Here is a 13,312-nt window from a genome sequence, read left to right on the forward strand (position 1 = left end):
CGCGCCGGGCCGGACCGTCCGAGGGGAGCGCGCCGGGCCGGACCGTCCGAGGGGAGCGCGCCGGGCCGGACCGTCCGAGGGGAGCGCGCCGGGCCGGACCGTCCGGCGGGTGCCGATCCGGACCGTCCGACGGGGGGCGCCGTGCCGGACCGCCCTGCGGGAGTGCGCCGAGCCGGACCGCCCTGCGGGAGTGCGCCGAGCCGGGCCGTCCGGCGGGGTAGCGCCCTACCCGACCATCCGGCGGGAGCGCCGGGCCCGGTGCGGGACCGCCGGGCAGCCGCGTCACCGTGGGCCGCCGTTGCGGCATGGCGGCGGAGGGAGCCGCCCGCCGCAACGGCGAGGAGAGCGCCTAGGAGGCCGCGACGGCCGCCTCGTGCTCGCGTTCCTGCGCGGGGACGGTGCCGGCGGCGGGCCCGGCGGCCGCGCCCGAGAGCACCGGGTCCGGGCCGGGCAGGCCCGCGCGGTGGGCCTGGACACCCGCCCGCACGGCCCAGAAGTAGAAGCCCAGCGCCGACACGCCGACCAGGGCCGTGTCGAGACCGCTCGGGATCACGCCGTGACCGCCGAAGTCGGGGCTGCCGAGGGCCGACAGCAGGGACAGCCACAGCAGGAACCCGGCCATCCACCAGGCCGGCGCGAACTGCCGGCGCAGGTTCTCGCCCCGGCGGCGCAGCACGACCGCGGCGATGGGCACCGAGACCAGGGTGAGCAGGGTCACCTTGCCGGTGTTGGGCCACTTCGACCAGTACAGGGCGCAGGCCGCGAAGGCGAAGATCAGCGGGCAGAGGACCGAGGCGGCGGGCAGCCGGAAGGGGCGGGGCAGCTCCGGCTTGGTCTTCCGGAAGACACCGACGGCGATGGGGCCCATGAGGTAGGAGACGACCATCGCGGCGGAGACGACGCTGGCGAGGGCCTCCCAGCTGTGGCCGATGGTCAGCAGCAGCAGGACGGAGAAGCCCAGGTTGAGCCACATGGCGGGGCGGGCGACGCCGTAGCGGGGGTGCACCTCGGCGATCTTCTTGGGGAAGAAGCCGGTGTCGGCGAGGTTCTGCGCCAGGTAGGCGGAGGAGGCGACGTTGCCGATGTTGGCGCCGTTGGGCGAGATGAACGCGCCGAACTGGAGCATGGTGACGACCCAGTGCAGCATCAGCAGCTTGGCGAGGTCGGCGAAGGGCGAGGCGAAGTTGATGCCGCTCCAGCCGCCGGCTTCGGCGAGCTTCTCGGGCGGGACGGCGCCGAGGAAGGCGACCTGCAGGGCCAGGTAGATCACGAGCCCGAGGGAGAGGGCGCCGACGAGGGCGAGCGGGATGGCCCGGCCCGGGTTCTTGGCGTTGCCGCCGAGGTTGACGACGGCCTGGAAGCCGTTGAAGGCGAAGACGACGCCGGAAGCGGTGACGGCGGTGAGCACCGCGGACCAGCCGTTGGGGGCGAAGCCGCCGTGCGCGGTGAAGTTGTCCGTGTGGAAGCCGGAGGCTATGAGCGCACCGACCGCGAGGACCGGAATGGCGAACTTGACCAGGGTCAGCAGGTTGTTGGCGCGCGCCAGCAGCTCGACCGACCAGTAGCAGGCCAGCCACAGGGCGAAGGTCAGGCCCAGGGCCATGGCGATGCCGGTGCCGGTGAGGCTGCCGCCGGCGACCAGCCCGCGGGCCCAGCCGAAGCTCCACGAGGACATGTACTGGGTGCCCGCGATGGCCTCGATCGGGATCAGCGAGGCGGTGGCGATCCACACGGCCCAGCCGGTGATGAAGCCGAGGACCGGGCCGTGCGAGATGGAGCCGAACCGGGCCATCGCGCCGGGCAGCGGATAGGCCGCGCCGACCTCCGCGTAGGACATGGCGATCATGCCGATGAAGATCGCGCCGATCACCCAGGCGACCAGTGCGGCCGGGCCCGCGACCTGCGCCGCCTGTCCGGCTCCGAAGAGCCAGCCGGAGCCGAAAATGGACCCCAGCCCGATCATGATCAGGGCGAAGAGGCTGAGGCCTTTCCGATTGGCCGCGCTCAGATCCACGACGTGCATTCCGTTCTGCCGGAGACAAAGTCTGCGGGCAGCACGGTGCACCTCATCGGCCGTCCGGCTGCCCTGCCTGCGTCGGCTCGCGCCGACGGGGACTCCGTCTTCCGGGCCGGGCGGGAAATGCGGCAGGGAATTCGATCAGCAGTGGTCCGATCTCGCCTGCGACGAGATCACCGAGGGCGCAAATTACGACGCCGGTCATGCTACGGCAATGGGAGGTTCCACTCCAATCGCCCTTGATCGGAAACTTATTTCCAATCATTCCTGCATTTCGGCGCACGCATGCCGCCGCGTTCCTCCGCCTTGCCCCTACGGCCTGTTCCGTCAGCCTCAGTGCCCGGGGTATGAAGGGACGAAGGGTGCGGAGAAACTCCGTGTGCCCGTATCAGTGCCCGCATGTGTCCGTGAGTGTGTCCGTAAGTGTCCGCACCGAGGAGCGCCCCGTATGGCAGACCCGCGCAACGGCCCCGAATCCCCGTCCGCCGCCTTACCGGCCGTCGACCTGTCCGACCCCGGGCTCTACGCCGGCGGGAACCCCGAACGGATCTGGGAACGGCTGCGGTCCGCATCCCCCGTCCATCGCAACGAACGTCCGGCGGGCTCCTTCTGGGCGGTGCTCTCCCACGACGCCATCTCCCGGGTGCTCAAGGACCCGGGCACCTTCACCTCCGAGCGCGGCATGCGCCTGGACCACAACCCCGCCGCCACGGCTTCCGCCGCCGGCAAGATGCTCATCGTCACCGACCCGCCCCGGCACGGCGCCATCCGCCGGATCATCAACTCCGCCTTCACCCCGCGCATGGTCGCCCGCCTCGAACAGAACATGCGCCGCACGGTCGCCTCCGCCCTCGACCGGGCGCTCGCCGAGGGCACCTGCGACTTCACGGCCGTCGCCGCGCGGCTCCCCGTCTCCGTGATCTGCGACATGATCGGAGTGCCGCCGCAGGACTGGGACTTCATGCTGGAGCGCACCATGACCGCCTTCGGCGCGGTGTCGGAGCAGACCGATCCGCTGGCGGTGGCCGAGGCGCACGTGGACATCCTCTCCTACTACGAGGAACTGCTGGAGCGGCGGCGCAAGGAGCCCCAGGACGACATCGTCACCGCGCTGCTCGACGGCACCGTCGACGGCGCCCGCCTGACGGATGAGGAGATCTTCCTCAACTGCGACGGCCTGATCTCCGGCGGCAACGAGACCACCCGGCACGCCACCGTCGGCGGGCTGCTCGCCCTCATCGACCACCCCGCCGAGTGGCGGCGGCTGCGGCAGGATCCGGAGCTGCTCCCCTCCGCGGTCCAGGAGATCCTGCGCTGGACCAGCCCCGCCATGCACGTGCTGCGGACCGCCACCACCGGCACCGAGGTCGGCGGTCAGGAGATCCGGGCCGGGGAGCAGCTGGCGCTGTGGTTGCCCGCGGGCAACCGCGACGGGGCCGTCTTCCCCGAGCCGGAGCGGTTCGACGTGGCCAGGAACCCCACCCGCCACCTGGCCTTCGCCACCGGCCACCACTTCTGCCTCGGCGCCTCGCTGGCCACCACCGAGCTGACGGTGATGTTCGACGAGCTCATCCGCCGGGTCGGCGCCGCGGAACCGGCGGGGCCCGCGCGCCGCATGCGCTCGAACCTCATCTGGGGGTACGAGTCCGCGCCGGTGACGCTGAGCCCGGCGGGGGGCTAGGGCGGGGCGGCGGTCAGCGGAAGGCGAACCGGGTCAGCTCGACCGGCGGCCGGACGGTCGCCGGGACCGCCGGCGGGTAGACCTTGTCGACGAACGGTTTCAGGTAGTCGGCGCCCTCCGTGCCGCCGGAGCCCTTGATGCCGGGGAGGTAGCGGCGCCCGAAGCCGTAGTGCCGGCCGCGCCAGGTGAGCAGTCCGCGTTCGACGACCGCCAGGGCGCCGGCCAGCTCCCCGTCGCCGGCGGCCCCGACGGCCTCCCGGAGGGAGCGCACGGCGCGCAGGCGGGGGGCGTTGAGCTCGCGCAGGTGCTCGAAGCGGTCGAAGACCGCCGCCTTGCGCGGGTCGTGGCCGTACACCACGAGCTCCATCAGGTGGTAGTTGAGCGACTGCACGGCGCTGGCGGCCCCCGTGGCCTCGCGGAAGCCCATGAACAGCTCCGGGGTGAGGGTGCGCAGGACGTGGAAGACGTGGTTGGGCACCTCGGCGTGGTGGGCGAGCTGCCCCAGCAGGGCGAGGGCCTCGGAGCGGGCGGACTCGGCGAGGCGGGTGACGGTGTCCACGGCGAGTCGGCGGATCACGTAGAAGGCGAGTTCGCAGGCGTGCACCGCCCGCAGGAAGATGTGCTCGTCGTGGTGGTCCGACATCGGGAAGCCGGTGCAACTGGTCAGCACGGCCGCCCGCCAGCGGGCCCCGGGATCGCCCGCCGCCTCGTCGATCGCGTCACCGCCGAGGCGTTTTCCGTGCGGGGCGACGGGCAGGGCCCGGCAGCGGGTGCGGAGCACGGCCAGGCGCCGCAGCCGCTCCGGCAGGTGCGGGGCGTCCGCGCCGCGTACCGCGGCCTCCTGCCGCTCCACGGCGGCCAGTTCGGCGAGGGTGGCGTCCAGGGCCACCACGGCCGCCGCGACGGGGTCGTCGCCCGGGGTCCGGCGCAGGAACCAGTCGTAGACGTGCAGGCTGGAGTAGCGGTAGTACATCGGTATGGGTTCGAGCCGGCTGAACGGGCGGGTGAGCAGGCGCAGCAGTTCGTTCTCGGTGCCCGCCCCCGCCCTGACGGCCGCCTCGTAGGTCTCGGCGAACCGGCTCCGGTCGGCCTCCCCGAGCGCCAGCCGGCCGGCGGCCGCCTGGGTGCGAGCGATCTCCTCGCAGCGGCCCGAGAGGCCGGGGAATCGTAAGCCGATGGTCATGTCTCCCCCTGTATGTGCGGTGCGCCGGTGGTACCGGCACCGGCGCCGGAGATGCTGAACGGGCCGGACGTGTCGGATGTCATGGATGTGGCGGATGTGATGGATGTGGCGGATTCCCCGGACGCGCCGGCGGCAGGCTTGTGCCCGGTCACCACGTGCTTGTCCTGGCCGGACCGGTGGACCGGGCCCGGCCGGAATCCGGCCTGGTCGAGCAGCTCGCCGTATTCGGCGGCCGTGCGGTGCCGTCCCCGGGTCTCGATGTGCATGGACAGGTTCATCACGGCGGTGCCCATCGGGCCGCGGCGGTCGTCGTCGAAGAGCCGCTCCATGACCAGGACCCGGCCTCCCGGCGCGCAGGCCCGGTGCGCCTTGCGAAGCAGGGCGACACAAGTGTCGTCGTCCCAGTCGGAGAGCACGTAGCCGAAGGCGAAACAGTCGCCCGCCGGGAGTTCGTCGCCGGCGACGAAGTCTCCGGCGACGAAGTCCAGGCGGTCCGCGAGGCCGTGGGCACGGGCCGTCGCCTCCAGGTGGGGCCCGACCTGGGGCAGGTCGAAGACGGTGGCCCGCAGACCGGGCGCCGCGCGGAGGGCGGCCACGCAGAAGGCGCCGCCGGCCCCGCCGACGTCGATCAGCCGCCGGGTCCCGGTCAGACCGGCCAGTTCCGCCAGCTCGCGCGAGACGTCGGCGCTGAGCTGCCACATCGCCGTGAGGAAGCGTTCCGTGGACTCGGGGGTGGCGTAGATGAGGTCGAAGGGCGCGGGCCGGCCGGCGTCGGCCGCCTCCTTCCCCGCGCTCAAGTACGTGTCGAGCAGCGGCATGCGCTCGGCCGTGCTGGTGACCATGTGGGTGAGGAATCCGCCGACGTAGCGCGGGGCCGCGGGGTCCAGGTAGGGCCGTACGGCGGTGGGTACGTGGTAGGTGCCGTCCTCGGCGCGTTCGACGAGGCCCAGGGAGTCCAGGACGAGCAGCATCCGCTCCAGCGTCTCGCCGTCGGCCTTCAGGCGTACGGCGAGGGCGGTCGCCGTCGCCGGCCGCTCCGCGAGGGCGGGGAACACGCCGTGTTTGTCGGCCAGATGGAGCACGTGCGTGGCGTGGAGACCGTACAGGGCCCGTTCCAGGGCAGGGGGGATCATCAATGCGCCTCCGTGTTCGGGGAATCCGGGGCCGGGGATCCGGCCTCGGGGGAAATCCTGGTTCGGGGGAAATCCTGGTTCGGGGGAAATCCTGGTTCGGGGCGTCCGCAGCGGGGTGCGGCCGCCCGCTCAGCGGCTGAGCCGCCGGTAGCGGCGGACGGAGAGCGGCAGGAAGACGGCCACGAGGACGAGGGGCCAGACGACGGCGAGCAGCAGAGAGTGCCCCGCGGCCCAGGAGTCCCCCGGGCCGATGCCGGGGTTGCCGAAGAGCCTGCGCGTCGCCGACACGGTGGCCGACAGGGGGTTCCACTCGGCGATCGCGCCGAGCCAGGACGGCATCTGCCCGGGTGCCACGAACGTGTTCGCGATCATGGTCAGTGGGTACACCGGCGCCAGGACCACCGGCACCGCCTCCGGGCCCGGCAGGACCAGTCCCAGATAGATGCCCACCCAGATCAGGGCGAAGCGCAGCAGCAGGAGCAGCCCGAGCGCGCCCAGCACCGCACCGGGACCGCGGTGCCAGCCCCAGCCGACCAGCAGGCCGCACCCGATCAGCACGGCCAGGTCCAGCACCGAGTTGACCATGTCGGCGATGCAGCGCCCGGTCACGACGGCGGAGCGCGCCATCGGCATGGACCGGAACCGGTCGGTGACCCCGCGCGCGGCGTCGGTGGTCACGGAGGTCACCGTCACCGCGATGCCCATCGCCATGGTCATCGCGAACAGGCCCGGCATGAGGAACTCGCGGTAGTCGCCGCCCGGCACCTTCATCGCACTGCCGAAGACGTAGCCGAAGAGCAGGACCATCATGCCGGGGAAGAGCAATCCGGCGAGGATGCGGCCCGGTTCCTGCACCCAGTGCGTCAGATAGCGGCGGGCGATGGTCCAGCCGTCGGACACCGCCCAGCGCAGTCGGTCGCCGGGGGTGGTGGCCGGGGCGTCCGGTGTCGTCGCGGTCATGCGGCCGCTTCCTCCTCGGTACGGTGTCCGGTCAGGCGCAGGAAGACGTCGTCCAGCGTCGGCCCGCGCAGCGCCACGTCGGCCACCGCCATCCCCTCGTCGTCGAGCGCCCGCATCACCTCGGTGAGCACCGCGACGCGGTCGGGGGCGGGGGCGCTGATCCGCTGCGTCTCCGGGTCGGTCTCCGGCCGGGCGCCGGTGACGCGGGCGACGATGCCGGTGGCCTCCGCCATCCGATCGCCGTCGCGCAGCACCACGTCCAGCTGGTCGCCGCCGACGGCGGACTTCAGATGGGCGGGGGTGCCCTCGGCGATGACCTTGCCCGTGTCGATCACCGCGATCCGGTCGGCCAGCTGGTCGGCCTCCTCCAGGTACTGGGTGGTCAGCAGCACGGTGGTGCCCCCGGCGACGAGCCGGCGGACGGCGGTCCACATCTCCCGGCGGTTGCGCGGGTCGAGGCCGGTGGTCGGCTCGTCCAGGAACAGCACCTTGGGCGCCAGGATGAGGCCGGCCGCGAGGTCCAGGCGCCGCCGCATGCCGCCGGAGTACTGCTTGACGGGCCTGTCGGCGGCCTCCTCCAGGCCGAACTGCTCCAGCAGCTCACCGCTCCGCCGTCTGGCCGCCGCCGCGCCGAGGTGGAACAGCCGGCAGAACATCTCCAGGTTCCGCCGCCCGGTCAGGATGTCGTCGACGGCCGCGGACTGCCCCGTGAGGCCGATCCGGCGGCGGACCTCGGCGGGCTGCCGGGCGACGTCGTAGCCGGCCACCTCGGCCCGGCCGCCGTCGGCCTCCAGCAGGGTCGACAGGATGCGCACCGCCGTCGTCTTCCCCGCGCCGTTGGGGCCCAGCAGGCCGCACACGGTCGCCTCGGGCACCATCAGGTCGAAGCCGTCGAGCGCCCGCGTCTCACCGAAGCTCTTACACAGGCCCTCCGCCAGTACGGCCGTTTTCGTGGACAGCATGTCCGGTCACCTCCATTCCTTCGTTCCTCCGTTCCCGGGTTTCCTGGTGTGCGCCGGCCCGCTCGTCAGGCCGCCAGGTCGCCAGACCGTCAACCGGCAGTCCGTCGAACCGGCAGGCCGTCAGTCCGTCAGTCCGTCAGTCCGTCAGTCCGTCAGGCGAAGTCGCCGCCTTCGGTGAGCGCGCGGAGGATCTTCGCCTGTTCGACATCGGTCCCCTCCTTGCGCATCTGCGCGGCCTCCTCCGCGCCGAACCCGGCCCCGCGCCAGGCGGCGACCTCGTCCATCGGGATTCCGGCGCCCCACCACGCGGTGACCACGGTCACGGCGTCCTCGCCGTCCCGTACGAGCTTCTCGGCCTCCGCGGCGGAGACGCCCAGGGCGTGGAAGAGCTTGGCGTCGCCCGGCTCGATCCCGCGCTTGGCCCAGTCGAGCGCGTCGCGCCCGGACCAGCCGGACTCGACGAACCCGCGCGCCGTCGCGGCGGCCACCCCGGAGCGCAGCAGCTCCCGCATGGCCTCGGACTTCTCCGGGTCTCCCGCGTACGGGTCCGGGGGGCGGGTGCCACGGTTGAGCATCCGGTACAACCAGCCCCGGGGCTGCGGGCTCTCGCCCGCCAAGTGCCGCTCCGCGGCCTCCTGCGGGGAGTAGCCCAGTTCGCGCCAGCGCACGGCGTCCCGGGGGGTCATGCCGGCCCGCAGCCAGCCGTCGACGGTGTACGGGGTCGCGCCGGCGGTCCGCCATTCGCGGGCCTTCTCCGGGGTGTAGACACCGGAGGTGCGCCAGCGTTCGGCCTCGGCGACGAGGAACTTCCCCTCGATCCACCGCCGGGCCTCGGCGATGGTGAAGCCGTGCTCCTGCCATTCGGGCAGCGGCTCCGGAACGGGGTCGCCGTCGGCGCCCACGTCCCAGCCCCCGGGAGGGCCCTCGCGCCCCGCCCCGCCGGCCTGTCCTTCGTGCCCCTCCGCCTTCTCCGGCTCTTCCGGCCCCTCGGGAAACGCGACGGTCATGACGCCCCTTTCTCCTGTTCCTCCTGCTTCTCGGGCACGCGCACCGTGGCCGCCCACTCCGGCGCCTCCCCGCCGTCGCCGATGAGGCAGACGACCACCGGCGCGGCGGGCCGGTGCTCCGGCCACGGGGTCTGACCGTCGGTCAGCACGATCACGAGGTCGGGGCGCGGACGCAGCGCGGTCGCCGCCGCTAGTCCCGCCCGCATGTCGGTGCCGCCGCCGCCGACCAGCCGCACGTCCTCGGCGCGCCTGACCTCCTGCACGGGGTGGGCGGCCGTGTCGCAGCACAGCACGCGCAGCCGCCGGTGCGGGCCGGTGACGCCGTCGAGGATCGCGGTGACCTCGGCGACGAGCTTCCCGAGAACGGGCTCGGTGACGCTGCCCGAGGTGTCGATCACCACCACGGTGGACGGCACGGGACTGACCATGGCCGGGACCACGACGCCGGGGTACGCGGCGGCCCGGCGGGACGGCCTGCGGTAGCTGAAGTCGACCCGGCCCGCGGCCAGGCTCAGGCCGCGCCGGATCAGGGAACCCAGCTGGGCGCGCCAGTTCACCCGGGGCCGCAGCCGCTCCTCGGCCCACCGGCGCCATCCCAGCGGTACCTCGCTGCGCGCGCTCGTCCGCTCCTGGATGCCGGCGGCGATGGACCGCTCCAGCAACTCGCGCTCCAGCTCGCTCAGTCCGCCGCCGGATCCGGAGTCCTCGTAGCTCCGCTCCAAGCCGTCGGCAGCGCTGCCGCAGTCGACGGCGTCCGCCAGCGCCCTGCCGCCCCGGCCGACCGCTTCGTCGAGCACGTCGAGCATCGGGACGTACTCCTCCGCCATCCGGTTCGACGGCAGTCCCAGGACGGTGGGCGAGATGACCCCGTCCGGGCCCGCCAGCCCCTCGGCCTCCAGGTCGTCGTTGATCTCCGCGTCGGCGGCCTGGTTCCAGCGGTGGGCCTCGCTGTCCCTGACCGGGCCGGCGGCATGGGAGCCCGCGGTGCCGGGCGACTCGGGGCGCACCGGTGAGCGTGCGGCGTGGGAACGCACGAGGTGGCCCACGTGGTGCAGCAGCCACCAGCCGATCTCGGGCACCGGGGTGGCCAGGGCGGTCGCGGCCTCCACGTGCACGTTCCACCGGGTGTCCGCGGGAAAGGCCCGGAACTCCGGGTCCGGCACGGGCTCTCCGGTCCGCTCGTCGAGGGCGGGCTCCAGCACGACGGGGGTGAGCGCGAAGACGGCCGACGCCAGGTAGGGGGCCTGGTGTACGGCCCACAGCCTGGCCGCGGCGAACCGCTCCAGCGCCTGCTCGGTCGCGCGGGCGGTCGTGCCGTCCCGCGCTCGGTCCGGCGGGGGCTGTCCGGCCTCGGGGTCGTCGCTCATCGCAGCAGTCCCGCGGCGCGCAGGATGGGTGCGAGTTCCAGCATGGTGTGCGGCAGCGCCGCGCCGGTCGGCCGGTTCCTGGCCAGCGACCGGGCCGCGCCGGCCGCGACGTCCGGGGCGCTGCGGGCGGCCCTCGCCACCACGGTCCACGCCTGTTCCCACAAGCCGGGGCTGCCGTCGGCCAGTACGTGGGCGACGACGGCGCCCAGCACGGCGTGCAGCCGGTCGACCCGTTCGGGCAGCGGCGCGTGCGCATCGGTCAGGAGGGTCTCGGGGTCGGGCAGGTCGAGGTTGCGCAGCCACGAGATCAACTCGAATCCGGCGGCCTCGCCCACCGCGCCCAGGACGAGCTCGGTCAGCACCTCGTCAGCGGCCGCGCTGTGCTCGCACGCCGCGATGGCCTTCGCCGCCATCTCCCACGTCCTGGGGCTGGGCCAGCTGCGGCCCGCCCGGTCCGGGCTGTCCGGCACGGCCAGCACCAGGGCCGGCCGCACGCGCAGGAAGGCGCCGACCAGCGACCTGGCCCGGGTGACCTCGGCGTCGCCCGGGGCGTCCTTGCGGTCCAGCTCCGGTACGGCGAACCCGCCGGCGAAGCCCTCGGCGATGTCGCCGGCGTCGACCTGCCAGTGCAGGTGGATCAGCCGGTTGGCGAGCGGCGCGGACAAGTCCCACCCGTCGGCGGCCTGTTCGGGCGGGTTGGCCGCGGCGACGATGCGCACCTCTTCCGGCAGGACGAGGTCACCGACGGTACGCTCCAGCACCACCCTGAGCATGGCGGCCTGCACCGCTGGTGGCGCGGTCGTCAACTCGTCCAGGAACAGCAGGCCGTGGCCCGAACCGGCGAGGCGCTCGGCCCAGCGCGGCGGGGCGAAGTAGGTGCTGCCGTCGCGCAGCACGGGCAGACCGGAGAAGTCACTCGGCTCGCGGATGGAGCCGACGACGACTTCGACGGGCATCCCGAGCGCCTCCCCCAACGCGAGCACGGAGGAGGTCTTTCCAGTGCCGGGGGCACCCCAGAGGATCACCGGAAGGTTCGCGGCCACCGCCACGGCGACGGCCTCTCGTACAACGGACTGGGAACTCATTTCGTCACTCGCTCCTAGCCTTCCCGTCCCGCCGTCTCCCCGTTTCCCCGTCTCCCCCGCCCGCAGCCGGGCATGCAGCTGCCGGGCCACCGGCGCCGTCGTGTCGTGGCGCCCGACCCATGAGCCGGCAGGCATGCGGAATCGAGAAGGCGGGGGTGGGGGTGGGGGTGACGGGGAAAGGCGAAGGCGGATAAGGGAATCGGGATGGATGAATCAGGCCTGGGAACGGAAGATCCCGCGGCCGCCGTACTTCTTGTGCACGGCCTGTTTGCTGATCCCCAGCACCTCGGCGATTTCGGCCCAGGTCCGCCCCTGGGTGCGCGCTCTGCGCACCAGCACGGCTTCCAGGCGCTCCATCTCGCGGCGCACGTCATGGGCGGCCCTCAGACCCTCTATGGGGTCCACGGTCTCCGGGGCCTTGGCGAGCATCACAAGCCGGTCCAGCTCCATATTGTCATCCTAGGTTGACAGTCGGAAGGATGTCAACCAAGGATGACAACCCGGCCCCGCCCGGCACCATCCCTCCCCGGCGTCCCCCTCCCTCAGGGGGCCCTCTCCTCAGGAGGCCCTCTCCTCCATCTCCCGCACCAGACTGAGCGGCCGCATGTCCACCCAGTTCTCCTCGATGAACTCCAGGCACGCCGCCCGGGTGTCCTCCTGATGCGCGACGGTCCACATGCCCGGCACCTCCGCGAACGCCGGCCACAGCGAATACTGGCCCTCGTCGTTCACCAGCACCAGAAAGCGGCCGTCCTCGTCGTCAAAGGGGTTGCTCATGATTCCTGATCCTCTCCGTAGTGAAGTTCGCGCAGCTTCTCGGCGAGTACGGGACCGAGTTCGGCCAGCGGCCCCGGCTGCATCATGCTGTGGTGCGCGGCGGAAACCACGTACCAGTCGATCTGACCGTCCACGAAAGGACTCCATGCCTCCGGGGAGATCGTGTAGGGCGCGTCCGGGTCCTGCGTTCCCGTGATCAGGAGCAGATCCGTGGACACGTGCCCGTGCTCGAAGCGCGAGCCGATCGTGATGTTGTTGACCAGGACGCGCATCGCCGCTTCGACGAAGTCCTCCTCCAGGCTCGCGAACGCGGTGTTCTGCGTCCGCAGCACCGCCATGAACCGCTCGTGCGTGAGCGAGGACTCGTCCACGCCCAGCCCCTCCGTGTCGATGTCGAAGGCGTCGAGCATGCCCATGTACATCCGCGACGTCTCCAGAGCGGCGACCTTGCCGAGCGTGTCCTCGTCCAGCGGGCGTGCCGGGTACGTGTCGATGATCACCAGCAACGCGACCTTCTCACCGCGCCGCTGGAGCTCCTCCGCGAGCGCGTGCACCACCACGCCGCCAAAGGACCAGCCCAGGAGGTAGTACGGGCCCGTCGGCTGCACCTGGGTGATCTGGTCGAGATAGTCGATGACCATCTCCTCGACCGATACCGCGGCCCCGTACTCCGGGGTCAGGCCGCGCGCCTGCAGGCCGTACAACGGGACCTCCGGGTCCAGATGGCTCAGCAGCCCCGCGTACGGCCAGCTCAGACCACCGGCCGGATGCACGCAGAACAACGGCTCCTTCCGCCCCTGCGGCCGCAACGGCAGCAGCACCCCGAACGCGTCCTCCTGCGTACCCACCTCCAGGCGAACGGCCAGCGCCTCGGGGGTGGGGGTCTCGAAGAGAGCCCGGATGGGGAGTTCGACGCCGAGGACGGTGCGGATGCGGCTGATGAGGCGGGTGGCGAGGAGGGAGTGGCCGCCCAGGTCGAAGAAACTGTCCTCCGGGGCGACGTGGGGAACGTTCAGGACTTCGGCGAACAGGCCGCAGAGGACTTCTTCCTGAGGCGTGCGCGGTGCGCGGGTGCGGTCCGGGTCGGTCGCGTAGACGGGGGCGGGGAGGGCCACGCGGTCGATCTTGCCGTTGGGGGTG

General features: G+C 72.6%; 12 protein-coding genes. 1 reads left to right on the plus strand and 11 read right to left on the minus strand.

The features are described 5' to 3' along the window. Window positions 1–349: 349 nt before the first annotated feature. Window positions 350–2,014: an APC family permease gene (locus ACSNOH_RS27800; RefSeq protein ID WP_436724183.1), complete on the minus strand. Its 1,665-nt coding sequence runs from the start codon at window positions 2,012–2,014 to the stop codon at window positions 350–352. Between the two features lie 451 nt (window positions 2,015–2,465). On the opposite strand from ACSNOH_RS27800, the gene ACSNOH_RS27805 reads away from it, so the two are divergent. Further along, complete coding sequence (locus tag ACSNOH_RS27805) at window positions 2,466–3,698, plus strand: cytochrome P450 (RefSeq protein ID WP_436724184.1); 1,233 nt, start codon at window positions 2,466–2,468, stop codon at window positions 3,696–3,698. Between the two features lie 13 nt (window positions 3,699–3,711). Here the strand turns inward: ACSNOH_RS27805 and ACSNOH_RS27810 are convergent, their stop codons facing one another. From ACSNOH_RS27810 to ACSNOH_RS27855, 10 genes are all read right to left on the minus strand, one after another. Beyond that, window positions 3,712–4,881 (minus strand): tryptophan 2,3-dioxygenase family protein, encoded by a 1,170-nt coding sequence (locus tag ACSNOH_RS27810; protein WP_436724185.1) that lies wholly within the window; start codon window positions 4,879–4,881, stop codon window positions 3,712–3,714. Continuing rightward, window positions 4,878–6,014, minus strand: coding sequence for a methyltransferase (locus tag ACSNOH_RS27815; RefSeq protein ID WP_436724186.1), 1,137 nt, complete (start codon window positions 6,012–6,014; stop codon window positions 4,878–4,880). Before ACSNOH_RS27815 ends, ACSNOH_RS27810 begins: the two co-directional genes overlap by 4 nt. Before the next feature lie 129 nt (window positions 6,015–6,143). Next, complete coding sequence (locus ACSNOH_RS27820) at window positions 6,144–6,974, minus strand: ABC transporter permease (protein WP_436724187.1); 831 nt, start codon at window positions 6,972–6,974, stop codon at window positions 6,144–6,146. Next, window positions 6,971–7,936 (minus strand): ATP-binding cassette domain-containing protein, encoded by a 966-nt coding sequence (locus ACSNOH_RS27825; protein WP_436724188.1) that lies wholly within the window; start codon window positions 7,934–7,936, stop codon window positions 6,971–6,973. Before ACSNOH_RS27825 ends, ACSNOH_RS27820 begins: the two co-directional genes overlap by 4 nt. A 152-nt stretch (window positions 7,937–8,088) precedes the next feature. Next, complete coding sequence (locus tag ACSNOH_RS27830; RefSeq protein WP_436724189.1) at window positions 8,089–8,943, minus strand: hypothetical protein; 855 nt, start codon at window positions 8,941–8,943, stop codon at window positions 8,089–8,091. Beyond that, window positions 8,940–10,310, minus strand: a complete 1,371-nt coding sequence (locus ACSNOH_RS27835; RefSeq protein WP_436724190.1) for a vWA domain-containing protein — start codon at window positions 10,308–10,310, stop codon at window positions 8,940–8,942. Before ACSNOH_RS27835 ends, ACSNOH_RS27830 begins: the two co-directional genes overlap by 4 nt. Then, on the minus strand, window positions 10,307–11,395 hold the full coding sequence (locus ACSNOH_RS27840; protein ID WP_436724191.1) for an AAA family ATPase: 1,089 nt from the start codon (window positions 11,393–11,395) through the stop codon (window positions 10,307–10,309). Before ACSNOH_RS27840 ends, ACSNOH_RS27835 begins: the two co-directional genes overlap by 4 nt. 213 nt (window positions 11,396–11,608) lie before the next feature. Then, window positions 11,609–11,845 carry a helix-turn-helix domain-containing protein gene (locus ACSNOH_RS27845; protein WP_436724192.1) on the minus strand — a complete coding sequence of 79 codons (237 nt, stop codon included), beginning with the start codon at window positions 11,843–11,845 and terminating at the stop codon, window positions 11,609–11,611. A 108-nt stretch (window positions 11,846–11,953) separates the two neighbouring features. Further along, complete coding sequence (locus tag ACSNOH_RS27850) at window positions 11,954–12,172, minus strand: MbtH family protein (RefSeq protein WP_436724193.1); 219 nt, start codon at window positions 12,170–12,172, stop codon at window positions 11,954–11,956. Continuing rightward, window positions 12,169–13,312: alpha/beta fold hydrolase (locus ACSNOH_RS27855; protein ID WP_436724194.1), on the minus strand; the 1,144-nt coding region annotated here is incomplete at its 5' end. The genes ACSNOH_RS27850 and ACSNOH_RS27855, both read right to left, overlap by 4 nt.

The organism is Streptomyces sp. URMC 127 (assembly GCF_051386535.1).
Taxonomy (GTDB): domain Bacteria; phylum Actinomycetota; class Actinomycetes; order Streptomycetales; family Streptomycetaceae; genus Streptomyces.